Here is a 23,555-nt window from a genome sequence, read left to right as displayed (position 1 = left end):
TTCAAACAGAAATGGAATGTATCATGGTCTCAAATTCAGGTCCTCTCCATCAGGAAACACCGGCTGACGCCGGTGCGCCTTTGAGAGTTGCAGTGATAGGTGCGGGTTACTGGGGGCCCAACCTGGCTCGGAATTTCAAGGCAAGCCCGGATTGTGAGCTGTCCGCGATAGTGGACCAAGACACTGCCAGAGCTCTGAAGGTTGCTGGGCCTTTGGGGGACGTGCCGGTCTTTGAATCACTAGAGCGTCTCTTCGCAGAGATCGATGTTGACGCCGTCGCCATCGCCACACCCGCCCGCACCCACCATCTGCTTGCTTTGCAAGCACTGGAAGCCGGCAAACACGTCCTGGTTGAGAAGCCGCTGGCTGCCAGCCGGGAACTCGGTATGCAAATGGTAGAAGCGGCCGCCAGCCGCGGGCTGATCCTGATGGCTGACCACACCTATTGCTACACACCTGCGGCACTGAAAATTCGCGAACTCATCCAAGAGGGTGAGCTGGGCGAGATCTTGTTTATCGATTCGGTGCGGATCAACTTGGGCCTGGTCCAGCCGGACGTGGACGTGTTTTGGGACCTGGCACCTCATGACCTGTCAGTCATTGACTTCATCCTCCCTGGCGGACTGCGGCCCGAATCTGTGGCAGCCCATGGCGCCGACCCGTTGGGGACCGGCAAAGCCTGTGTAGGTCACCTGAGCTTTGACTTGCCCAACAATGCCATGGCCCACATCAACGTCAACTGGCTCAGTCCCACCAAGATCCGCCAGATGATCATTGGTGGTACCAAGCGCACCCTGGTCTGGGATGACCTGGTACCGCAGCAGCGGATCAGTGTTTATGACAGGGGCATCAATTTCCAGAAGGCCTCCACTTCTGCGGCTCAACGCAAAGCCCAAGCCATTTCCTACCGCATGGGAGACACCTGGTCCCCAGCATTGCCCGAGACGGAAGCCCTGGGACTTATGGTGACCGAATTCGCGGCCAGCATTTTGCAAGGACGCCCCTCACGTACCAGTGGCATGGCGGGGATGCGGGTACTCAATGTTTTAGAGGCGGCCAGCCGGAGCCTGGAACTGGGCGGGGAAAGAAGCTTCGTGGCAAGCAATGACGTTCAACTGGAGGGAACACGATGAGCAATCTTCAAGGTGCAAATGTTCTGGTAACCGGCGGTGCTGGAACCATTGGCTCCACCATTGTGGACCAGCTATTGGACGCGGGGGTTGCCCACATTGATGTGTTGGACAATTTGGTGCGTGGACGCAGATCAAATCTGGCCGGCGCGCTTGCCACCGGAAAAGTAGAGCTGATTGAAGCGGATCTGCGGGACCGAGACAGTGTCCACGATCTGAGCCTGGGCAAAGACCTCGTCTTCCACCAGGCAGCCATCCGCATCACCCAATGCGCTGAGGAACCCCGGCTGGCTTTGGAGGTACTGGTTGATGGAACCTTCAACGTCATAGAAGCTGCTGCCGAACATAAGGTGGGTAAGCTGATCGCCGCCTCGAGCGCCTCCGTCTATGGCATGGCGGAGGAGTTCCCCACCACGGAACGGCACCACCACCACAACAATGACACCTTCTACGGGGCGGCCAAGTCCTTCAATGAGGGCATGGTTCGCAGTTTTAGGGCCATGACCGGCCTGGACTATGTGCTGCTGCGCTACTTCAACGTCTACGGCCCCCGCATGGATGTTCACGGCTTGTACACGGAAGTGCTGGTGCGTTGGATGGAACGGATCGTTGACGGTCAGCCCCCGCTGATCTTCGGTGACGGACGTCAGACCATGGATTTTGCCTATACGGTGGACATTGCCCGCTCCAATATTTTGGCCGCCGAAAGCAAAGTCAACGAAGGCGTCTATAACATTGCCAGTGGGCAGGAGACCTCCCTGCTGGAGCTGGCGCAGGCGCTGCTGCGGGCCATGGGTTCCAGCCTGCACGTAGAACATGGTCCCGAGCGTGCCGTCAACGGTGTGGTTCGGCGCTTGGCTGATGTTTCTGCGGCGCAGCGTGATCTGGGATTCTCAGCTTCAACACAGCTTGAGGACGGACTGCGCGAACTCGTTGAGTGGTGGCGCCCGCTGCGTGAGGAAATCGCTGCCGGGCGCACCGTGGGGGCGGGTACCCGATGACCATCTCAACGTCATCGGATGTGACGGCCCTGCCGCGCATCAACGTCATGAAGCCGTGGCTGGGCACCGAGGAAGCCGAGGCGCTGGCGGGCGTCATCGCCTCAGGCTGGGTGGCGCAGGGTCCCAAAGTGGCAGAGTTCGAGGCGGCCTTCGCGGCCGTGCAACAGGCCGGATTCGCCGTGGCCACCTCAAATTGCACCACGGCACTGCACCTGGCTTTGGTGGTGGCCGGGATCAAAGCTGGGGATGACGTGGTTGTGCCCTCCTTCTCCTTTATCGCCACGGCCAACGCGCCCACCTACGTGGGTGCCCGGCCGGTCTTTTGCGATGTTGAGCCGGCCACCGGTAACGTGAGCGCAACCACCATCGCCGCGGCCCTGACAGATAAAACACGGGCTGTCATTGTGGTGGACCAAGGCGGCATGCCCGTAGACCTGGATGCGATCCGGGAACTGTGCGATCCGCTGGGCATCACAGTGATTGAGGACGCCGCCTGCGGCGCCGGGTCAACCTACAAGGGCCGCCCAGTTGGGGCCGGGGCCGAGCTGGCGGCGTGGTCCTTCCACCCGCGCAAGATCCTGACCACGGGGGAGGGCGGCATGCTCACCAGTTCCCGAGCTGATTGGGCGCAGCGAGCCGCCAAACTACGCGAACATGCCATGAGTGCCTCTGCCGCGAGCCGGCACGCCTCCGTACTTGCACCGCCTGAGGAGTATACGGAAATTGGCTTCAACTTCCGCATGACTGACATGCAAGCGGCCGTGGGAATTGTCCAATTGGGGCGCCTTACACAGGCCGTAGAGCAGCGCCGCCGGATTGTGGCACGCTACACGAAAGCCCTCACGGGGGTACCTGGGCTTCGGCTCTGCGGTGATCCCGAGCATGGGAGTAGCAACTTTCAATCCTTTTGGATTGAGGTACTGCCGGGCTTCGGGACAAGCCGTGAAAGGTTGCTGGAACACCTTGCGGTGCAGGGTATTTCGGCACGGCGCGGCATCATGGCCTCCCACCGTCAACCGGCTTATGCCGGGCGGGATACAGGCGACGCCGAGCTGGCAGTGACCAACAGGCTCACCGACAACACTCTCATTCTGCCCGTCTACCACCAGCTCACAGACGGCGAGCAGGACCGCGTGATTGACGCCGTGAGAAACACGGGGCGGCACTGACATGGGGCAACTGATCCTCGTAGCGGCCAGTGGCCTGGCACGCGAAGTCCTCGTCTCACTCCAGGCTGCTGGGAAGGACCAAGTGGTTGGTTTCCTCGATGACGATCCTGCGCTCGCAGGCACCCTGCAAGGTGGTGTGCCCGTGCTTGGGCCCCTAGCCGAGGCAGGAAAGTATCCGGATGTGCGCTTTGTGATTTGTGCCGGGAAGGGTGCCATCAGGGAACGGATTGCCAACCAACTGGCGGATCTCGGGGTGGGCGCCGGTCGCTTTGCCACCGTCATTGCCGCCACCGCAACCGTTCCCGGTGGCACCGCAGTGGGCGAGGGGAGCATCCTGCTGGCCAACGTGGTGCTCACGGCAGATGTCCGGGTTGGGCGGCACGTTGTGATCATGCCGCAAGTGACTTTGACGCACGACTGCGAGCTTGAGGACTTTGCCACACTGACGGCAGGCGTGTCCCTCGGTGGGGGAGTGCGGATTGGCCGCGGCGCCTACCTGGGCATGAATTCCAGCGTGCGGGAACGGCGCACCATTGGTGCCGGTGCCACGGTGGGGATGGGGGCCGCCGTCGTCAATGACGTACCTAGCGGGGAAACCTGGGTTGGGGTACCTGCCCGGCCGCTGGCAACTATGGGCAGGGAAGCAGATAAAAGAGTTGAATTGGGGAGGCTTGGCTGAGATGGAACACATTCCTTTGGTTGACCTGCAGGTGCAGCAGGCGGAAATTTATGACGATATTTCTGAGGAAATAGAGGACGTGTTGCGGTCGGCAGCGTTCATTGGCGGCCCAGCCGTGCGCCGATTTGAAAACGCTTATGCGGACTTCGCCGGGACATCGCATTGTGTTGGCGTGGCCAATGGGACCGATGCCCTGGAGCTGGCGCTGAGAGCCTGCGGGGTGATGGCCGGTGCAGAGGTGATCCTGCCAGCGAACTCCTTTATTGCAACGGCGGAGGCTGTGGCGCGCATGGGAGCAACGCCGGTGTTGGTAGATGTGGATCCGGTGCACTTGCTGATTGATCCGCAGTTGGCCGCGGAGGCTGTCACGGCCAAGACGCGGGCAATTCTGCCCGTCCATCTCTTTGGACAGCTGGCGCCCATGGAGGAAATCCTTGATGTTGCCGCGTCCTGCGGTGCCGTAGTGATTGAGGATGCGGCTCAGTCTCAGGGTGCCAGTTACAACGGCAAATTCTCAGGGTCCTTCGGCCTCGCTGGTGCAACAAGTTTTTATCCCGGGAAGAATCTGGGGGCAGCCGGAGATGCCGGTGCCGTCACCACTGATGATGCCAAGGTTGCCGAGCACGTTCGAATGCTCGGTGCACACGGCAGCCCCAGTAAGTATGTGCACGAGGTTGTGGGCATGAATTCTCGCTTGGACACCATTCAGGCGGTGGTATTGGATGCCAAACTTAAGCGGCTACCACGTTGGAATGGTATGCGGGGTAAGGCTGCCGCGTTGTATAGCGAACTGTTGAATGATGTGCCTGGGGTCAGCCTTCCTGTGGGCCGGTCCGGTTACGAGGACGCGTGGCACTTGTATGTGGTGCAGGTGCACAATCGCGATGCAATCCTGGCCCAGCTCAACGCTGCTGGTATTGGGGCAGGCATTCATTATCCAACCCCGATCCACATGACCAAGGCCTTCTCCTATTTGGGGCAGGGCGCAGGCGACTTCCCTGTCACCGAAGCTGCGGCTGGCCGGATTCTCTCACTGCCCCTGTTCCCACACATCTCCGCGGAACAGCAGGAACGGGTGGTTGGCACTCTTCGCCAGGCGCTGCGGACAGGGTGAATTATTAATGGCCACTCCACTTCAGGAATCTGAGCAGGCAAAACCCACCGCTGCACGGGCCTTTGCTCTGAGCCTGCTCAATACCGTTATATCCAGATTCGGCACCATTGGGATTGGCATAGCTCTGGCACGCCTGTTGGGGCCGGAACAATTTGGCACGTACGCCATTGCCTTTGTGGCGCTCATTGCCATTTTGAGTTTCAATGAACTGGGCGTCAGCCTGGCCATAGTGCGGTGGCCTGGTGATCCAAAGGAAATTGCCGGAACCGTCACCACTATTTCTATTATCAGCAGTACCCTCATTTTTGCGGGTGCTTTTCTGGGCGCTCCCTATTTTGCTGCTGCCATGGGGGATCCAGAAGCTACTGCCGTTGTCCGAGTTATTGCCAGCTGTGTCATTATCAACGGAGCCGTTGCCACCCCGGCGGCGCTGATGCAGCGGGACTTCTTGCAGGGCCGGCGCATGATCATTGATCAGGTCAATGTATGGCTTGGAGCAATTGTCTCCGTGGTTTTGGTTGTTGTGGGGCTGGGCGCAATGTCCCTGGCCATTGGGCGGGTAGCGGCCAGCCTTGTGGCAGCAATAATGTTCATAAAATATTCGCCGTTACCGGTGAGGTTCGGTTTCAATAAGCTCAAGCTGCGAGCATTGCTTGTGTTTGGCCTGCCACTGGCAGGTTCCAGCATTGTTGTTTTTGCTGTTGGGTACGCGGACCAGATCATTGCTGGCAAAGTCCTTGGTGCTGTTGCGTTGGGCTTCTATGTACTGGCCTTTAACCTTTCAAGCTGGCCCACAAGTATCTTTTCCCAGCCATTGCGGGGCGTGGCACCACCCGTTTTTGCAAAGTTACAACACGATCCCCCTGCCATGCGCTCGGCAATGTTGTCCCTCACCGGGGTTGTTACGGCGGCGGTCCTTCCTGTGGTTGCCGTCATGGCCGGTGTGGCCGTCCCGCTGGTGACGTTTGTGTACGGGACACAATGGGCACCTGCGGCTGTGCCGCTGGTGTGGCTGGCCGCATTTGCTGTTTTCCGGATCCTCTTTGAACTGGTCTATGACTATCTGGTTGTTTTGGGAAGTTCCGGACCAATATTCAAAGTACAGATCCTTTGGCTGGTGGTTCTTATACCCGCCTTGTTTGCTGGCGCGCACTGGGCAGGCCTGGCAGGTTTAGCTGCGGCACCCGTTGGCGTTGCCGCGTTGGTGGTGCTGCCGATCTACCTGCGAATGCTAACGGCGCGAGGATTTCGCCTGGCCGAATTTCTTGGCAAGATGTGGCCGGCCATTGTAGTGGCGATCCCCGTAGCAGTAGGTAGCCACGTCCTCTCCCTCACTATTGCCACTGACTGGCTGGCGGTTATTGCTGCCACCGGGTTGGGCACAGCTGCCATGGCCGCATTGTTGTTCATCCGCAGAAAGGACCTGGCAGCCATCCGCAGCTGGGGCCGGGAACAGGAGCTTGTGACATGAAAATACTTGTCTATCCTCATGATCTGGCCATTGGCGGCAGCCAGCTCAATGCCATCGAACTGGCTTCGGCAGTCAAAGCACTGGGCCATGATGTGGCAGTTTACGGGCAACCGGGCCCCTTGGTGGACCGGGTGCATGAACTGGGGTTGGAGTTCATCCCGTCCCCGGCGGTGCATCGGCGTCCAACTCCGGGTGTTGTCAGGCACTTGCGCCGGACAGTGAAGCAACGCGGATTTGACGTTGTTCACGCTTATGAATGGCCGCCGGCGCTCGAATCTGCCCTTGCCTGTGCTGGACGTGGAGGGGCAGCGGCAACGGCAACGGTCATGTCCATGTCGGTTGCCCCTTTTATCCCGAACAATATGCCTTTACTGGTAGGCACGGAACAGATTCTTGCCGCAGAAAAGGCCAGGGGCCGTGGACGGGCAGCACTGTTGGAGCCGCCCGTGGACACAGTTCTCAACGCGGTCTCAGATGATTCCCGCCCTGATGCCTTCTTGGCAGGGCTCGGTACCAGCAAGGACGTCTTCACTGTCTCGATAGTTTCGAGATTGGCCCACCAGATGAAGCTGGAAGGCATCCTGTGCGCCATCACGGCTGTAGAAAGGCTCAATGCAACGCTTCCCGTTCAGCTCATCATTGCCGGCGATGGGCCAGCCCGTGCGGAGGTTGAGCAGGCGGCACGTGCCGCCAACCACGCGTTGGGAACCACTCGGATCATTCTTGCGGGCGAGCTGGATGACCCCCGGCCGGCCTACGCCTGTGCCGATGTCAGTATTGGCATGGGTGGCTCGGCCCTGCGAGCCATGGCTTTTGAACTTCCACTCATTGTCCAGGGAGAGAGTGGCTACTGGCAGCTTTTGGATAAGTCATCGGTGCAGACATTCCTGTGGCAGGGCTGGTACGGGGTGGGCTCCGGGAGCGAAGGCGCCGTGGACAGGCTCATGATCATTCTTGAACGGTTGGCTACGTCCCCCCGCCTGTGCGCCCAGTTGGGGCAGTTTTCTCGGACTCTTGTGTGCGAACGTTTTTCTCTAGAGGTTGCTGCGCATAAGCAACTCGAGTTCTACAAGGAAGCCCTCGAATTCGCCCCGGCTGGGCCACTTGATGAACTGCGCCATTCAACGCTGGCGGCAGGCAGGTTCCTTAACTACAAGGCCACCCAATTCAAGGCCAAACTGGTGGGACGGTATTCGCTTGATGATTTCAATGCAACGCCTGTTGCTGTGGCTGAGCAGGTGAAACGATGAGCGCAGACGCCCCCAGACTGGTGGTCATGATCGCTGGGAGTCGATGGGAAAATACTAGGGGCACCGATCACCGCTTAGCTGAGGCCCTGGCCAAACGGGCTTCCGTATTGTGGGTGGATCCGCCCACACCAATTTTTGGGCCCGCAGCCTCGGGAAGGCCACCGTTACGGCCCGGCTATGCGCTGGATGGGATCAAGCCAGGCATGCTGCGCCTGCGTGTTGCGGCTCCGCCCGGGTTTACCAAGCCGGTACTGCGTGATGTTGTCAAGGCTCTTGTGGGCCGGGCCATTAGGGCCACGCTCCGAGAGCTGCCTTTTGAGCACTGTGCAACTATTCTCCTGTCACCGCGGGAGGTGTTCCCTGTGGGGATTGGCGGGCGGAAGATTCTTCATGTCACGGATGACTGGGTGGCAGGTTCGGCCATGATGGGGCTCTCGCAGCAAGTGGTCTCCAGCACTTTGCATAGCAACATTGATGAGGCGGACACTGTGTGCATTGTGTCTCCTTCACTGGGTGCGCTGATCACTGACCGAAATCCTGGCTGTGTCCCTGTCATCCTCCCTAACGGCTGCCTCAGTAGTAGCGGCAGTGGCCAACGCAGCAACAGCGGCGCCGCGCCTGAACGCCGTGCCGTGGCCGCACTTGTGGGCCAGCTCAATGAACGTCTTGACTTGGACCTGCTTGATCAGCTGGTGGCTAGCGGTGTGGAAATAGAAGTCATTGGCCCGCGGAGGGAACGGGATCCGCAGGTCCGCCGCCGTCTTGATACTTTTCTGGCTTCCGAGGGTGTCTCGTGGCTGGGGGAAATTGATGAAGGTGATGCTTTTGCGCGGATGCAAACCGCGGCCGTCGGCATCACGCCCTACGCGGATACTGTTTTCAACCGCGCCAGCTTCCCCATTAAGACCCTGGATTATCTTGCAGCTGGCATGCAAGTGGTCAGTACTGACCTGCCCTCAGCGAGGTGGCTCAACAGTGAATGGGTGAACATTGCGGACTCGGCAACGAACTTTGTCCACATGGTCCGGCAGGCGTTGGCAGCCCAGGAACCAGATCAGTTCGTTGCTGCCCGGCGCTCTTTTGCCAGCCAACATACCTGGGACGCGCGGGCCAGGCAGCTGATGGCAATGATTGATAGGGGGGATTGATCTTGGATACTTACGGCCCAGACAGGCGTTCCGAGTCACAAGCACGCCGGAATCTTGACTACAGAGGAGCTGCAAGATGCGTATTGACCATGTTCTCCTGACCAGATTCAACCTCCCATCCGTCGGTGTGGAGAGTCTGGTCCGGGCCCAGGAAGGGTGGCTTGTGGACCGTATTGCCCTCTTTGAGCGCTACTGTCTCCCCGCTGTCGCGCAGCAATCCGAACAGGGATTTCATTGGATCATTTACCTGGACACGCAAAGTCCGCAGTGGTTACGGGAGCGGATAGGCGAGCTCGGCAACTGCGGCCTCTTCACAGCCATCTACCGTGACGAGGTGCCCCACGATGTCCTCGTTGCAGACATTCGCGGGGTAACTGGCGCAGGCGGGGACGTCCTCCTGACTACCAACTTGGACAACGACGACGGCCTGGCGGTGGACTTTGTTTCTCGCCTGCAATCAGCGGTCAAGTCTCAGAGCCGGGTGGCGGTGTATGTGGTCAATGGGCTGATCCAGCAAAGCGGGCGGCTCTATTTGCGTAGGGACCGCGTGAATGCTTTTTGTTCAGTCTCAGAAAGCTGGGAGGCTCCACTGACGTGCTGGACCGATTGGCACACCAAGCTGGGGGAATTAATGCCAGTCATTGAAATCCTCGGGCCTCCGGGCTGGCTGCAAATGATCCACACCGGAAATGTCAGCAACCGCGTCAGGGGGACCCGAGTGGCTCCGGGCAAATATCGGGAAATTTTTAAGGTGGGGCTGGATGAGGCAGGAGATCCTGCCGCTTTTGAACTGATCCTCGATAGTTGTGTGTTTTCACCGCTGCGGGCGGGAAAAGACGCGCTGCGCGGTGCAGCCAAGGCGCTGATCTTGGGCGTCGCTGGAAAAAAAGGGTTGAACGCCTTCAAATCCTTCCTCGCTGGGGGTGCGCCTACACGTGCAAATTGAAACAAACGTTGATACAGACAACAGGTATATGGTTGGCGTCACACGTCAAATCGAGCTAGGGGGCGCTTTCATTGTTGGTTAGGGACATACTGGTTAGTTGTCTAAGACGCTGGTATTTTGTGGTGGCTGGTTTGCTCATTACTGGTGTCTTAACGTATTTCGCGTTCACCATGGTCCCGCCCAGTTACGAGGCGAAAGCCAGCATTGTTCTCCTTCCCCCAGCTGTGGCCGTGACCGTTGGGGATAACCCATACCTTTACTTGGGCGGTCTGGACCAGGCGCTTGGCGTGTTGCAGGTCAAAGCGGCATCTCCGGAAGTGTCCGGACCGCTGCTAGAGAAGTTCCCGGGCTCCTCCATTGCCATGTCCAAGGATGGCACCACCTCGGGCCCCATCATGGCGGTAACAGTTGCAGGGGAGAACGCGGATGAAACCATGGAGCTGCTGCGGGCTTCGCTGGATCTCATACCGGCCACTTTGGCATCATTACAGCAGGACATGTCGGTGCCAGCACCGTCAGTCATTACGGCCTTGGCGTTGTCAGTGGACACAAAACCAACCAAGATTGCCAAGAAACAAATCCAGATGACTGCCATGGCGGCCCTAGGCGGGCTAGCAGTGACTCTGATAGCCACCGGATTTATTGATCGGATCATGTCCAGGGAAAAGGGGGCACGGAGAAAGAAAAGCCTGGATACTGCCCCTGACCAGCCGATGGGCCCACGAGCTATTGTCACTGGCAAGCAGGCGGACCCAGCCATGCCCGGCGCAGATACCGGCCTTCGCCGGCAAAAGTACCGGGACGGGGTAGAGAAGGGCCGCGCTGAGAGCAGCGAATCAGCAGATGTTGGCACCTGAGACCCGCGCGGCAGAACCCCTGCCGGGAAAGCAAGCAAAGAGCAGGAAGCTGCCGCCGCCACGGAAACTGCAATCACCAGATGCGGTGACGGTGCTCTCTATCTATTTGTTTCTTCTGGTGGCAGTCCCCTCCGACCGCGGTATTGCGCCATTGGGAGGAGCCGGCTCGCTCTCAACCATTTTTGGACTTGGCATTCTGCTCTGGTGGATTTGGCATCAGGTTCGTCATCAGCGGCCCGATGAATTTCGTCGGGTGCAACCGGTGCGAATCGCGTTCGTGATCTTTGCCCTGGCTGTCTTGGCAAGCTACACGGTAGCTGCGCTTTCCTCGTTGCCGTTCATTGACCAGAACGCCTCCAACCTGGTCTTGGTGAACGTGGCCTCCTATGCAGGAGTGGTCCTGCTGGCCAATGACGGAATCGAGAGCCGCGAACGGTTCTTGGTGTTGTTGCGGCGCATCGCACTGGCTGGGGGACTCTATGCGGCGTTGGGTCTCATGCAGTTCTTTACGGGACTGAACTTTGTGGATTCTCTCCAAATCCCGGGCTTGGCCTCGGGCGGGACCGGAGGCGTGGATACTCGAGGTGACTTCGTTAGGCCGGAATCAACGGCCAGGCATGCCCTGGAATACGCCGCTGTGCTTTCGATGATCCTCCCGATTGCTTTGACAATGGCCATCGGTGAATCCCGGAAGCGAATGTTCATTCGTTGGTTTCCTACAGCCGCGATCCTGATGGCGGCGTTCCTGTCAGTCACCCGGTCTGCACTGCTGGGGATTATTGCCGTGCTCCTGGTGCTCATTCCAACGTGGGAACCAGCAGTGAAGAAGATGGCAATCTGGGCTGCTTGCGGCGGGGCGGTGGTCATGTACGCTCTGGTGCCAGGGCTGAGCGGGACTATTCTAGGCATGTTTTCCGGTAATGACCCCAGCGTGGATTCACGTACCGACAGCTACTCGGTTGTTGGAGACTACCTTAGTATTTCACCCTTGTTTGGCCGTGGATTAGGCACCATGGGACCTCAGTACCGCATCTTTGACAACCAGTACATTGGCTTCATCATTGAGACGGGTGTGATTGGTACGGTGGCGTTTTCCCTACTTGTGCTGACCGCCATGGTGACAACTTTTCTGCGGCGGCGCGCACCCGATCCGCTCATTGGTGCCCTTGGCCCTGCACTTAGCGCAGCTGTAATGGCCGGTGCCCTGCTGAGCGCTTTTTTTGACTCGTTCCATTTTCCGCAGGCAGTCGGCATGCTCTTTCTCATGATTGGCCTCAGCGGAGGGCATTGGAACATCAGGCAGACTGTACCTGCTGAGTTGGACGCGCCCGGCGCGCATGGTGGTGATCCCCAGGAGAACACCGGAGCCAGACGTTTGAGTGGATCCTTGCGTCGACGCTGGTATGTGGGTCTGGCAGTGCTGCTGATTTTTATCCCCATGGCCATGGTGGCGCGCAGTGCGCCGGGGGTCTATTATGCGAAGTTCAATATAGAGCTCCAGGCGCCGCCGGGGGCAACAAAGGGTAATGCCTTGCGCACGGAAGCGTCATCGGTGGTGCACTTTGCGGCCGTGGTGCAGAGGCTGTATGCGGATGGGCATGTAAATGCTCCAGTGGTGCCAACCTCGGCCCCGCTCTATGGCTCGGGCCTGAGGAATGCTGTGGCTGTCTACCTTCCCAGTGCCGGAGGGCAATGGCAGACCAACTTCAACAGTCCCGCGATAGCGGTGGAGATCGTGAAATCCAACCCGCAAGATGTGATCTTGACAGCCGAGAAAATCACTGCCGATATTGAGAAACTTGTGGTGCTGCCACAGGCGCAAATGGGCATCTGGGAAAAGTCCCGGATCACCAGCGAGAGGCAACCGGCACAAGTCACTGTGGAGTACATACCAGTCCGCTCAAAATATGCTCTGCTGGCCATTGCTGCGCTGGGCGTTGCCACCGCTATGAGTTCGGCCATTGTGGTGGACCGGGGAATCCGCCAGCTTCGAAGGATCAGGAAAAGAAACTAGCTCGCGGCAAATGCCAACGGGGTGCCGCCCGAACGAATGGTCCGGACCGCACCCCGTCGAAAAGGCTGGTGAAGGCTAGCCGATCTTGTAAATGTGGTAACTGTATTCATTGGCAAAATTGTCAGTGAACTTTCCATCAGCGCCGACGCTGATGGTGCGGTTTTCATCCACAACCTCAACGGAACTGGCCTTGATGTCCTTAGGGAGTTGGAAAACACGGCTACCTGGCTTAGAGCTGCCGTCGATCATGGCAAAGATATAGGCAGAGCCGTTCGAGGTCTTCAACATGGTGTCCAGTCCCGCGCCAAAGGAGTACTCGTAAGACTGGGTATTTAGAACAGGTGCCAGCTTGTGGATCTGGTTGTTGACCTTGGCAGCTGCATCAACCTGAGGCTTACCGCAGAAATTGCTGCTCACCTGTGACTGACGCAGCAGGCTGCCACCTTGGCACGGTCCGGACAAGCTCTGATTGAAGTACACCAAACCGCGCGCCTCATTGATGATGGAGCTCATCACGGCACCTTGCAACTGTCCCGGGGTGATGTTGTCCGTGAACGGTCCGCCGCCCGGGCCGCCATTGAGCAGTTCAATGAACTGCCACGGTGCCTGCAGTTTGCCGTCAGCGGCATCCTGCTGGCGAAGGGACTTCATGGTCTTGCCGTAGCTTGAGGCAGTTCGGCAGTTTTCCTGGTAAACGGGCGTGATGTAGTTCTGGCGGTAGGGGGTCCAACTGCAGAACGGAACTGTGTACCAGTACATGTCCAAGGAAACCGCGTCGGTGTAGTTATTGACGTAGGCCTGAGAATCGGAGGCCTTCATGTCATTGCTAATGACCATCTGGGTGAAATTGGAGTAATTGAAACGGCCGTTTCCGGCGTATTCGTCCTTCATCGATTGCATCCACTTGCGGCCTGCTTCAGGGGTGAAACGGCCGTCAACCTCGTCGTCAAGGAAGTTACCCACCCAGTTGGTGCTGTCATCGGTGAAGGTGTTGTTGAGTTTTCCGCCGATCCAGTAAACATCGTTGTCCTTGAAAAGGCTGTAGGGCGTGTTGGCGTCCATGCCGATGTAGGTGTTGAAACCCGCCTTCTTGTCATACTGGGCTTCAGCGTTGCTGCTGATGCCGTTGTACCAGACCGTGATGGGGAAGAACGAAGGATCTGACCACCCGGCATCATTGGCGTGCTTGAACTGCTTCCAATAGCTTGCCCCGCCTTCCCAGGGAATCCGGGGAAGGTTCAAGTCCCCGGCGACAGGAGGATTGGCGGGCGGTGCCGTGGTCGGCGGCGCTGTTATCGGCGGAGCTGTCGTTGGGGGTGCGGTGGTCGGTGGTGCCGTCGGCTCGGTGGTTGAAGCCGGGTTGAAGACTACGTCAACGTAGTAGTTGGAGTTGTTGTAGCTACTGCTCGGGTAAGTGCCACCCTTGCCGTAGGCGTAAACGCCTCCGCCAGCCAGAATGGTCAGTGGTCCCTTGCTCTTTGCTTCCCTCAAGCCCTGCTCATCAGCTGAGTACCGACCGTTCGGAGCGATGTAGGAAGCCAGATACTTCTGCCCCGCGGCAATCTTGATTGGCTCCGGCAAGGTCACCGTCTGCCATCCTGATGCCGTTTCAGATGTTGAGGGCAAAGTAGCGGTAGCCAGGATACGTCCCTGCGGAGACCATAAATTCGCTACGTGAGGCCCTGTATTCTCGGCAGTCTTGTAGAACCGGATGGCCGAAACGGAGCCATCTTGCGACGTTGTGAATTTGGCTCCCAGTTCAACAGAAACGGTATCCGGGTCCACAAGGACCCCGGGCGCAGAAGCGTCGAGAACTGAAACTGCTGATGCGTAACTGGGCGAATTTCCTGAAGTTGTCGCCACAAAAAGTGGAACTAGCAGAGCTAGGGTCGCCATTCCGGCAATTGTTGATTTTCGACAGCTTTTGAAGTCCCAGCGGGTTGAACCCCGCTCAGACTGCTTGCGATCAGTGATGTTTTGCATGATTGGGATAGTCCTGAAGGATTGTCGTTTAGACCTAGGCAATCTCCCCCCCGAGATGAAATCGTAACATACTACCTCGGCGCGTCGGCTGGCCTGGAAGGCTCCGCTCCTGTCTGAACTAGGCCAAGCGGCTGCTTTCATCCCGGTCCCATCCGCCGCCCACAGTTAGTGAATTGCCTCTGCGCAACTTGCCAGCGAACGCCAACGATGCATAAACTCCAGCATCCACAAGTTCCAGAGGTCCGGTAATGCTCGCAGCAAGATTCGCCAATCCGGAGCTCATGGCGGTGCCGGGAGCAAGTTCATGATTACCGCGATAAATCCGGCGCAGGGTGTGGTGTAGTTCGCGGGTGGAGCGCGGTGTCCGCACCAAAAGCGGTGGCGTATCTAAAATGACCTTTTCGCCATGCATAAACAACGAATCTACGTAGGCGTCATCCGCTGTAGCCTCGGGAAAGGTGGGAAAACGGGCGTGCCCGGCCGCGCTCACAGCGTACGCGCCAGCACCCCAAAGATGCTGTTGCATTCCGCGGATCCGCGTCCTGGCCCTGTAGTAGGAGCGCACCCGCAGATCGGCTCCGGAGGTGTCATAACGGAAGGTGGGGCGGGCAGCCAGGGCCCCAGGCTGGGCCAGATGGGCGAAGACCTCGGCAAGTGCTCCGGCAGTGATCTCGATGTCCGCGTCAAGGTAGATCCGGGGCCAGCGTGTGGCGATGGCGTCAGCGGCATTCAGCGCTGAAGTTTTGCCCGGCTCTTGCAGGTCAAGAACCACTACTCCCGGGAATGTTGAGGCGACTGCAGCGCTCCCATCTGAACAACCATTGCAGGCCACAATGACTTCAATGGCCCCGGACGCGGCCAGATTCGCCAACGGACGAAGAGTCCTCGCCAAGACCCCAGCTTCGTTATAGGCCGGGATGATCACGGTCCCGGAAGGAAACGCCCCCTCTGCTCTATGCAGAGTCCGTGCACCAGGTGAAGCCTTGGGCAGGTTCTCCCAGGACCGCATGCCAAACAGCATCCCCGCCGCCATTCGGTGCCCGGGCTGGGTGGCACGTGCCACCGAAGCGGCTGCCACAATGCCGCGCATGGCCAGTGAGTAGAGCCGGGAATGGTGAGCTTGGGCGTAGCGAACCTTATTGACGGCCATGAGAGCCGTGAGGCCGGCTGAGCTACCGGAACCGCCGCGTTCATGGTTCATGACAGCGAGAGGTTCAAACCAGATGGTCCCGCCAGCGTTTCGAATCTTGCGGAAGTAATCGGTTTCCTCGGAATACAGGAAGAACCGTTCGTCCCACGGGCCAAGTTTCGCGGCCAGCTCGCTACGGATAAGGATCGCGGCTCCTGTGGCCCATGAGACCTGCCTCGCGTAAACGTAACTTTCTGCATCTGTTTCAATTTCCGAAAGCCACGCCGGGCGGTCCGGGAAACGGCTACCAACCACCGCATCGCCAATACTTCTGGACAGCGAAGGTTCCCGGCGCAGTGAATGATAAATTTGGCCGTCGTCATCGAGCAAGCGCGGCACAACAGCCCCAGCACCCGAATGGCGCATACGGGCCAACATTGCCTTGATGGCACCCCGGCTCACAGATAGATCGGGGTTCAGGACCAAGAGGTGCTCGGCTGTGCCGGCAAGCTTGGCAGCAACATTGATACCACCGGAATAGCCAAGGTTACCTCCGGTGCTGACGGTGATGACGTCAGGATGGGCGGCTAGCGTCTCCAGTGTTGCATCAGAGGAGGAATTATCCGCAACAATCACCCGGAGGCAATGATCCGCCGTTTCTTCCCGCAACGACTTCAGTAGCTTGGGTATATCCTCGGCATTGTTGTAGGTGACAACCAGAACTGCCACATCCGCCGTGTCCTCCGGCCCGGCAAAGCTTCCGGCAACGGGGACGGCTCGGGCACTTTTGATCCGATACGGCTCCCTGGAGGTATGGCCCTTCGGCGCAGTTTTCACGCCCGTACTGGCACGCAGTGCCACGTACGACGACGGCCCGTCCACTAGGTAGCGCCGGCTCAGTCGCCGTGGCTCACGGGAGAGACGCCACGCCCATTCAAGACCGTTGTCCGAGGCCCACCGCGGGGCGCGGGCAACTTTTCCGGCCATGAAATCCACGGCAGCACCGAATCCGAGCAGCACCTTGGCACCAGTGTGGGCGGCGTATTCTGCCATCCACAACTCTTGACGGGGTTTTCCCAGCCCCACAACCAGCACATCGGTCTGGGCGGCACGGATTTCCGCCGCCAATTCTTTGGACAGTCCGTGGTTGGATAATTGACTACGCTCGGGTGACCACCACCCGGAAATAGCCATGTCAGGGCGTTCGGCAGCAAAACGGGTTTGCAGAGCCTGCTGAGTCTCGAGCGAGCCACCTAGAAACCCAATACGAGATCCGTGCCCGATCGCCTTTTCCAGGATTGGTTCAATAAGGTCGCTGCCAGCAAGCCGCGGCCACACCCGGCCCGTTGAACGCCTGGCCTGTGCCGCAATAGGTGCGCCGTCAATCAAATTCAGGAACTCCGAAGAGCCCGCATGTTCCAAAGCACCATTCCAGCGGCCTGAGGTGCCGAAATGGTGAATGTGATCGAGATTGATGGACACAACGCAAAGGGGTATCTGGGCGGCTTCAACCAGCCGGTGAGAGATAATTGACATGGTGCGTTCAAAATCAACCAGATGGACTGGAATGCCTGCTGAGTACATGGATTCGGGAACATCAATGGCCACGGTGAAGACCTGCCTTCTGCGGTGAGAGGCGGGCCAAACTGCCGGTCAGCGTGCGGGAAATTCCGCAGGCGGATCGGCCGACCTCTTCAAGGAATGTTTGTAGGAAACACATTCGGCAGACGTTGGGGCATGGGTTAGCACTCTCACGTTGCCCACGGATCTCCGCGCACGTAGACATGCAGATGTACATTTGCCCCCCGGCCGTTCGAGTGTGAACCCGCTATGTTCGCAATGGGTGAGAACACAGCCGGACACGTCCAAGATGGCAACGCACGCTGAGGTTCGGCATGCCAGAAAAAGACGTATCGATGCCGACTTTATGGGCACGCAGAAGCGGCCGCCAGAGTAGCTTGGTACTTGCAAGTAGCAGTGCTCATGCTGGCGTGTACTTGGTTTGTGGCGCCGGGGGCAGGTAATGAGTGGGTCGCTGGAGGGCGGATTTAGCCCTTGATCTCGCGGACTATGTGCTCGGCAATTGCCATGGATGATGTGGCTCCGGGGGAGGGGGCATTGCGTACGTGGACCATCCTCGCCGAACCTGTAATGACGAAGTCATCCACAAGGCTGCCATCACCATTCATGGCCTGCGCGCGTATGCCGCGGCTGCCGGGGCGAACATCGCCAAGGGTGAGGTCCGGGACGTAATCACGGGCCGCGCCAATAAAGGAGCGTTTACTAAGAACAGTGCGTCCTTCACGGATTGCTGCCGGGATATTGCCTGCGGCAAAGCGCCAAAACCCTGGCATCGAGAGAGTCTGCGCCAAATCCTTGGGCGAGAGCTGCCACGGCGCATAGGCTTCCCGGCCACCTGCGAGGAAAGCATTGGGACCCACCATAATTTCGCCGTCGATCCGCTTGGTCAGATGCACCCCCAGGAAGGGGTAGCGGGGGTCCGGGACGGGGTAAATGAGTCCGTTCACAAGATGGCGGCTGGTGTCCTTGAGCAGGAAATAGGACCCAAAGAAAGGCACGACGCGCGGGAAATTCTCATCCCCGGCGGTTCTGGCTACCCTGTCGGATTGCAGCCCGGCACAGTTGACCACTAGCTCGTAATTCTCTGAACCGGAACTGGTGCCAACGCCCACTCCAGAGCCCTTATCCGCCAACGCCGTGACGGGCAGGCCAAGGCGAACCTCGCCGCCGAGCTCTTCAAACTCACGGGCCAAGCCAAGTGTTAATGCCTTGTAATCGGTGATGGCCGTGGTGGGTGAGTACAGTGCCGCAATGCCGCGGGCATGAGGTTCAATCCGGGCCAGCTCCCCGCCGTCGATCATCCGGACTCCGGGAACACCATTGGCACGGGCCCGTTCCAGAATGGTGGCAAGGCGTCCAAGCTCACTGCCGTCCCGTGCCACCACCACCTTCCCGCATTCATCGAAAGGCAGATTTTGCCGCTGAGCCAAATCCTGTAGCAAGCTGACACCACGCCTGCACAGCCGCGCTTTGAGGCTGCCTGGTTCGTAATAGAGGCCGGCATGGACCACGCCACTATTGTGCCCGGTCTGGTGTTGGGCCAGTTCGTTTTCCTTCTCGTACAGGACCACCTCGGCGGCAGCCCCTGACTGCAGCAGCTCCCGGGCCACCGCAACACCAATAATGCCCCCACCAACCACTGCGGCCCGCACCCCGCTCACCTCTCCCGCCGTGACTGCAGATACTCGCCAAGCCGTTGAGCTGCCGGTGGCGGAGAGTTCCCTGCCGCTTGGAGCTTGGCGAGGTTCAGCGTTGAGTTCACAGGGCGGGGAGCAATGTTTTCCTTCTCGGCAAAGTAGTCTGCCGTACTAATTCCTGTCACGAAGTCACGGGGGAAACCGAGAAGCTCATAGACGTCCGCGGCAATCTGAGCCCAGCTTTGAGTGGGTCCGGTGTTGCTGACGTTATAGGCGCCGTACGGTGGGCGGGTGTCTAAAAGATGCTTCACGGCGTGGACAATATCCTCGGTAAAGGTGAGGCGCCCAAATTGATCGTTGACCACATTTGGTTTCACACCCTTGGCAGCGAGTGTGGCCATGGTGGCAACAAAGTTGCTGCCGTCCCCTATCACCCAGCTGGTGCGGATGATGTAGTGCTTGGGTGTGGTGGCAGCAGCCACGTCACCTGCAGCTTTTGACTGGCCATAGACACCCAGGGGGGAGAAGGGTTCCTCTTCACCGTGCACTTCCAGGCTGCCATCAAAGACGTAGTCGCTGGAGATGTGCACCAACGTGATCTTGTGTTGTGTGCAGGCGCTCGCCAGCGCAGCAACAGCTGTGGCGTTGACTGCCCACGCGGCGGCTCGCCCGGCCTGTGTCTGCGCCCCATCCACAGCCGTATAGGCGGCTGCGTTGATGATGGTGTCATAAACAGTGAAGTCAAAGCCGGAGAAGGGTGCCGGGCCAGCCAGCTCAAGGTCGCTGCGTGTTGCGTAATCCACGTGGGGGTCTGCGCCGTAAAATGCCTTGATGGCGCGGCCCAACTGCCCGTTGGAGCCCAGTACCAGCGTTTTTTTGCTCTTCATGGGTACCACCTCGGAGAGGAACGGATGGTTTTTGTCCTTCTCCGATAATTCCGCCTGGTCTAGGGGGATAGGCCAGGGGATGTTCGCTGTAGTATCACCAAGATTGAGGAATGTGTACAGGTGTTGAGCTGCCGCTGACCAGTGATCGTTGACCAGGTAGGAGTAAGCCGTGTCATCTACCAAGGTTTGGAAGGCATTACCCACCCCGGCAGGTACGTAGATAGCGCAGGACGGGTCCAGCACTGTGGTGAAAACGGTGCCAAAGGATGCTCCTTCGCGCAGGTCAACCCAGGCACCGAACACTGCGCCCGTGGCCACTGAAATGAATTTATCCCAAGGCTCGGCATGGATGCCACGGGTGGTGCCAGCTGTTTCATTGAAGGAAATGTTGTTTTGCACGGGAGTGAAATCAGCCAGCCCCGCAGCCGCCATTTTCTCACGCTGCCAGTTTTCCTTGAACCAGCCACGGTTATCGCCATGGACTGGCAGATCAAAAAGGAGAACACCCGGAATGGGGGTATCCCGCGTGCCAAGAGACTTTCCAAAGACCGGGCCGTGAGGTGACGCTGTTGGATTCATCGTTTGGCCGCCGTCTTTACTTGTGCTTCCACAACCCGCTCGCCCGCGGCTGCATATTTACTTTCCGTGGCGTCTTTTTGCGGACGCCACCAGGACTCGTTGGATTTGTACCATTGGATGGTTGTTGCCAGCCCGGCGGAAAAATCGGCGTGAGCGGGGCGCCAGCCAAGTTCTGTGCGTAACCGTGTGGGGTCAATGGCGTACCTCAGATCATGTCCGGGACGGTCACTGACCTGATCATAGGCGTGCGAATCCTGTCCCATCTCGGTCAATATTGCCTCGATCACGGCCTTGTTATTGTGTTCGCCGTCAGCACCGATCAGGTATGTTTCTCCCGGAGTGCCTTTTTCCAAAATGGTCAGAACAGCAGAGGAATGGTCATCCGCGTGAATCCAATCGCGGACGTTTTCTCCGGAACCGTAGAGCTTGGGCCGCACACCGTCAATCACGTTGGTGATCTGGCGGGGGATGAATTTTTCTACATGCTGGTACGGGCCGTAATTATTTGAACAATTGCTGATGGTAGCCGCAATCCCGAACGATCTCACCCAAGCCCGGACCAGCAGATCTGATCCTGCTTTTGTTGAGGAATAGGGGCTTGATGGGTTGTACGGGGTGTGCTCAGTGAAACGGTTCGGGTCATCGAGGGCAAGATCGCCGTACACCTCGTCCGTTGAAATGTGGTGGAAGCGTTTCCCGTGCCTGCGCACAGCCTCCAACAGGGTGTAGGTACCCATGATGTTGGTGGCCAAAAATGGTGCTGGGTCTGCAAGGGAGTTGTCATTGTGCGATTCCGCCGCGTAATGGACCACTGCATCAACGCCGGACACCAGCTCATCCATCAGTTCCGCATCGCAAATATCGCCCTCTATGAAGCGGAAGCGGGACTGGTCCAGCCCCGCAAGCGAGGCCAGATTCCCGGCATACGTCAATTTGTCCACCACCATCACCTCAAAGTTGGTGTGAGCCATGACATAGTGGACAAAGTTGGACCCAATAAAACCGGCACCGCCGGTCACCAGTATTTGCATCATGGCAACAGCGTAGCTGTAGGTGCCATGCAAACAAGGTACAGGACGGTAATAATGCGTGGCATCATTCTTGCAGGTGGAACCGGCTCGCGGCTTCACCCAATTACTCTGGGCATTAGTAAGCAACTTGTTCCGGTTTATGACAAGCCCACGATCTACTATCCGCTCTCTACCCTGATATTGGCCGGGATCCGTGACATCCTGATTATCACCACGCCCCACGATTCCGAACAATTTCAGCGGCTTCTAGGTGACGGCTCCCAATTCGGTATCAACCTCAGCTATAAAGTCCAGCCGGAACCTGAGGGCTTGGCGCAAGCGTTTATTTTAGGACGCGAACACATAGGTAATGACACCGTTTCACTGGTTCTCGGAGATAATATCTTCTATGGTCCCGGCTTGGGTGGCCAGTTGCAAAAGCATGAATATGTTTCCGGGGGCTCCATATTTGGTTACTGGGTCAAGGACCCCCGGGCCTACGGTGTGGTGGATTTCGACGCCGACGGGCGAGTTCTCTCACTGGAAGAAAAGCCGGAGAAGCCGCGCAGCAATTACGCTGTGCCTGGGCTGTATTTCTATGACAATGATGTCATCGAAATCGCCGCAGATCTAAAGCCTTCTCCGCGCGGAGAGCTGGAAATTACGGATATCAACCGCACCTATCTAGAGCGTGGGGAACTCCATGTGGAAATCCTGCCTAGAGGAACAGCTTGGCTGGATACAGGTACCTTTGCCGATCTCAATGATGCCTCCACCTTTGTGCGCACTGTAGAAAGCCGTCAGGGATTAAAAATAGGCGCCCCGGAAGAGGTTGCCTGGCGCCAAGGATTCCTCAGTGACCAGGAACTACGCCAGCGCGCCGAGACCATGCTCAAGAGCGGCTATGGAAGCTATCTGCTGCAGCTTCTGGAACAAGAACTGCTCTAACCACAACAAGAACTGCTCTAAAAAGTAGCAAACACCAATCCCGCTTGACCCGCGCGATTTGCGCTGACATGTGCCCGAAACTCCCGGGCCTATCAGCTGCGCCCAAAACTTGCCAGCAACTTCTAGGACACAGCTGGGACACGACTGTGCAAACCAAGTAGTCCTCACAAATATGCAAGTACTACACAAGTACACGGCCCCTTTTGTGCTGCCCGAATCGGGTAGTGGCGTGTAGTGCTTTCGGGCTGAGTTGATTCTTTAATGGGACTAACAAGGACTAACCACTTGACGCAAGGTCTATTACAAGAAGGTCTCACATGTTTTGCCAGGGGTACCCGGGGGTACGCTGCATTCCGTTAATTACCGGAGCAGTAGTGACACCCCATGTGTGGCTGCGAAATTCTTCATTGCGCCATTTTGAAAGTCCTCCCAGTGCAAAGCACACTACGCGGAGAATGACATGGCAATGAGAATTGGATACGCAGCCGGGGCCTTTGACCTCTTTCATGTTGGCCACCTAAACCTGTTGCGCCAAGCCCGCTCACGCTGCGACTTTCTCATCGCCGGGGTGGTCTCCGATCAGTTGCTGATTGCCCGTAAGGGCCGAACACCTGTCATCCCGCTGTGTGAACGCCTTGAAATAGTCCGCAATGTTGGATTCGTGGATGAGGCAATAGCAGAAACCTTGGCGAGCAAGGTGGATATGTGGCGCCAAACCACGTTTGACGTTCTCTTCAAAGGCGATGACTGGAAGGGCACAGCCAAGGGATTAGAACTCGAACAGGAATTTGCGCCGCTAGGCGTTGAAATTATCTATTTTCCCTATACCGTCCACACATCCAGCACCATCTTGAGGCGAACGCTTGAGCTTCTGGAGCGAGAGAGCGAGGAGGCAAAAAAGATTCATCGACTAGTGCGGTGAACCTCATCAACGCAGCCGCGAAGACGGTCTGCAGGTCTCATTATTACAAAAAAAGATGTCTGGGGGCAATTATGGTTCGGTCAGATGATCGGGAGCAAGC

General features: G+C 58.1%; 18 protein-coding genes. 13 read left to right on the top strand and 5 right to left on the bottom strand.

The features are described 5' to 3' along the window. Positions 1-23: 23 nt before the first annotated feature. The 11 genes from RY113_RS07990 (at position 24) to RY113_RS07940 (ending at position 12,779) form a co-directional block, all read left to right on the top strand. The gene (locus RY113_RS07990; RefSeq protein WP_315914170.1) at positions 24-1,133 is read left to right on the top strand and encodes a Gfo/Idh/MocA family oxidoreductase; all 1,110 of its coding nucleotides are present in this window, start codon (positions 24-26) and stop codon (positions 1,131-1,133) included. After that, a complete protein-coding gene (locus RY113_RS07985; RefSeq protein ID WP_315914169.1) occupies positions 1,130-2,131 on the top strand; it encodes an NAD-dependent epimerase/dehydratase family protein in 1,002 nt (333 codons plus the stop codon). Before RY113_RS07990 ends, RY113_RS07985 begins: the two co-directional genes overlap by 4 nt. Then, on the top strand, positions 2,128-3,300 hold the full coding sequence (locus tag RY113_RS07980; protein WP_315914168.1) for a DegT/DnrJ/EryC1/StrS family aminotransferase: 1,173 nt from the start codon (positions 2,128-2,130) through the stop codon (positions 3,298-3,300). Before RY113_RS07985 ends, RY113_RS07980 begins: the two co-directional genes overlap by 4 nt. Position 3,301: 1 nt before the next feature. Continuing rightward, the gene (locus RY113_RS07975; RefSeq protein WP_315914167.1) at positions 3,302-3,979 is read left to right on the top strand and encodes an acetyltransferase; all 678 of its coding nucleotides are present in this window, start codon (positions 3,302-3,304) and stop codon (positions 3,977-3,979) included. 1 nt (position 3,980) lies between these two features. Continuing rightward, positions 3,981-5,093, top strand: a complete 1,113-nt coding sequence (locus RY113_RS07970) for a DegT/DnrJ/EryC1/StrS family aminotransferase (RefSeq protein ID WP_315914166.1) — start codon at positions 3,981-3,983, stop codon at positions 5,091-5,093. A gap of 7 nt (positions 5,094-5,100) precedes the next feature. After that, complete coding sequence (locus RY113_RS07965; RefSeq protein ID WP_315914165.1) at positions 5,101-6,564, top strand: oligosaccharide flippase family protein; 1,464 nt, start codon at positions 5,101-5,103, stop codon at positions 6,562-6,564. Next, entirely contained in the window at positions 6,561-7,814 is a 1,254-nt protein-coding gene (locus RY113_RS07960; protein ID WP_315914164.1) for a glycosyltransferase family 4 protein, read from the top strand. Before RY113_RS07965 ends, RY113_RS07960 begins: the two co-directional genes overlap by 4 nt. Next, a complete protein-coding gene (locus RY113_RS07955) occupies positions 7,811-8,962 on the top strand; it encodes a glycosyltransferase (protein ID WP_315914163.1) in 1,152 nt (383 codons plus the stop codon). Before RY113_RS07960 ends, RY113_RS07955 begins: the two co-directional genes overlap by 4 nt. 76 nt (positions 8,963-9,038) lie before the next feature. Beyond that, the gene (locus RY113_RS07950) at positions 9,039-9,908 is read left to right on the top strand and encodes a glycosyltransferase (RefSeq protein ID WP_315914162.1); all 870 of its coding nucleotides are present in this window, start codon (positions 9,039-9,041) and stop codon (positions 9,906-9,908) included. 122 nt (positions 9,909-10,030) lie between these two features. Next, on the top strand, positions 10,031-10,765 hold the full coding sequence (locus tag RY113_RS07945) for a hypothetical protein (RefSeq protein ID WP_315914161.1): 735 nt from the start codon (positions 10,031-10,033) through the stop codon (positions 10,763-10,765). Continuing rightward, on the top strand, positions 10,752-12,779 hold the full coding sequence (locus tag RY113_RS07940) for an O-antigen ligase family protein (RefSeq protein ID WP_315914160.1): 2,028 nt from the start codon (positions 10,752-10,754) through the stop codon (positions 12,777-12,779). Before RY113_RS07945 ends, RY113_RS07940 begins: the two co-directional genes overlap by 14 nt. Before the next feature lie 75 nt (positions 12,780-12,854). Here RY113_RS07940 and RY113_RS07935 read toward each other — a convergent pair whose 3' ends face one another. The 5 genes from RY113_RS07935 to rfbB all read right to left on the bottom strand — a co-directional run bounded on the left by RY113_RS07935 (position 12,855) and on the right by rfbB (position 21,609). Further along, positions 12,855-14,675: a DUF4082 domain-containing protein gene (locus RY113_RS07935; protein WP_315914159.1), complete on the bottom strand. Its 1,821-nt coding sequence runs from the start codon at positions 14,673-14,675 to the stop codon at positions 12,855-12,857. A gap of 205 nt (positions 14,676-14,880) precedes the next feature. Next, positions 14,881-17,499, bottom strand: coding sequence for a WecB/TagA/CpsF family glycosyltransferase (locus tag RY113_RS07930; protein WP_315914158.1), 2,619 nt, complete (start codon positions 17,497-17,499; stop codon positions 14,881-14,883). 440 nt (positions 17,500-17,939) lie between these two features. After that, positions 17,940-19,124 (bottom strand): L-2-hydroxyglutarate oxidase, encoded by a 1,185-nt coding sequence (gene lhgO, locus RY113_RS07925; RefSeq protein WP_315914157.1) that lies wholly within the window; start codon positions 19,122-19,124, stop codon positions 17,940-17,942. A gap of 5 nt (positions 19,125-19,129) precedes the next feature. Next, complete coding sequence (locus tag RY113_RS07920) at positions 19,130-20,575, bottom strand: bifunctional dTDP-4-dehydrorhamnose 3,5-epimerase family protein/NAD(P)-dependent oxidoreductase (RefSeq protein ID WP_315914156.1); 1,446 nt, start codon at positions 20,573-20,575, stop codon at positions 19,130-19,132. Beyond that, positions 20,572-21,609, bottom strand: a complete 1,038-nt coding sequence (gene rfbB / locus RY113_RS07915) for a dTDP-glucose 4,6-dehydratase (RefSeq protein ID WP_315914155.1) — start codon at positions 21,607-21,609, stop codon at positions 20,572-20,574. The genes RY113_RS07920 and rfbB overlap by 4 nt, the downstream gene beginning before the upstream one ends. Before the next feature lie 51 nt (positions 21,610-21,660). Here rfbB and rfbA point away from each other — a divergent pair, with 51 nt between their 5' ends. Both rfbA and RY113_RS07905 read left to right on the top strand, forming a co-directional pair. Next, positions 21,661-22,533: a glucose-1-phosphate thymidylyltransferase RfbA gene (rfbA, locus tag RY113_RS07910; protein ID WP_315914154.1), complete on the top strand. Its 873-nt coding sequence runs from the start codon at positions 21,661-21,663 to the stop codon at positions 22,531-22,533. Positions 22,534-22,993: 460 nt separating this feature from the next. Continuing rightward, on the top strand, positions 22,994-23,455 hold the full coding sequence (locus RY113_RS07905) for an adenylyltransferase/cytidyltransferase family protein (protein WP_110104606.1): 462 nt from the start codon (positions 22,994-22,996) through the stop codon (positions 23,453-23,455). The last annotated feature ends 100 nt before the right edge of the window (positions 23,456-23,555 follow it).

Origin of the sequence: Arthrobacter sp. lap29 (assembly GCF_032458965.1) — a bacterium.
GTDB lineage: Bacteria > Actinomycetota > Actinomycetes > Actinomycetales > Micrococcaceae > Specibacter > Specibacter psychrochitiniphilus.
The sequence above is the reverse complement of the archived record's forward strand: the minus strand, read 5'-3'. Positions and strand labels throughout refer to the sequence as shown.

Excerpts from the sequence above, each read along its gene's own strand:
- RY113_RS07935 (WP_315914159.1), bottom strand. The coding sequence starts at position 14,675 with ATGGCGACCCTAGCTCTGCTAGTTCCACTTTTTGTGGCGACAACTTCA.
- RY113_RS07905 (WP_110104606.1), top strand. The coding sequence starts at position 22,994 with ATGGCAATGAGAATTGGATACGCAGCCGGGGCCTTTGACCTCTTTCAT.
- RY113_RS07990 (WP_315914170.1), top strand. The coding sequence starts at position 24 with ATGGTCTCAAATTCAGGTCCTCTCCATCAGGAAACACCGGCTGACGCC.
- RY113_RS07985 (WP_315914169.1), top strand. The coding sequence starts at position 1,130 with ATGAGCAATCTTCAAGGTGCAAATGTTCTGGTAACCGGCGGTGCTGGA.
- RY113_RS07920 (WP_315914156.1), bottom strand. The coding sequence starts at position 20,575 with ATGAATCCAACAGCGTCACCTCACGGCCCGGTCTTTGGAAAGTCTCTT.
- RY113_RS07960 (WP_315914164.1), top strand. The coding sequence starts at position 6,561 with ATGAAAATACTTGTCTATCCTCATGATCTGGCCATTGGCGGCAGCCAG.
- rfbA (WP_315914154.1), top strand. The coding sequence starts at position 21,661 with ATGCGTGGCATCATTCTTGCAGGTGGAACCGGCTCGCGGCTTCACCCA.
- rfbB (WP_315914155.1), bottom strand. The coding sequence starts at position 21,609 with ATGATGCAAATACTGGTGACCGGCGGTGCCGGTTTTATTGGGTCCAAC.
- RY113_RS07980 (WP_315914168.1), top strand. The coding sequence starts at position 2,128 with ATGACCATCTCAACGTCATCGGATGTGACGGCCCTGCCGCGCATCAAC.
- RY113_RS07955 (WP_315914163.1), top strand. The coding sequence starts at position 7,811 with ATGAGCGCAGACGCCCCCAGACTGGTGGTCATGATCGCTGGGAGTCGA.
- RY113_RS07975 (WP_315914167.1), top strand. The coding sequence starts at position 3,302 with ATGGGGCAACTGATCCTCGTAGCGGCCAGTGGCCTGGCACGCGAAGTC.
- RY113_RS07950 (WP_315914162.1), top strand. The coding sequence starts at position 9,039 with ATGCGTATTGACCATGTTCTCCTGACCAGATTCAACCTCCCATCCGTC.
- RY113_RS07965 (WP_315914165.1), top strand. The coding sequence starts at position 5,101 with ATGGCCACTCCACTTCAGGAATCTGAGCAGGCAAAACCCACCGCTGCA.
- RY113_RS07970 (WP_315914166.1), top strand. The coding sequence starts at position 3,981 with ATGGAACACATTCCTTTGGTTGACCTGCAGGTGCAGCAGGCGGAAATT.
- RY113_RS07940 (WP_315914160.1), top strand. The coding sequence starts at position 10,752 with ATGTTGGCACCTGAGACCCGCGCGGCAGAACCCCTGCCGGGAAAGCAA.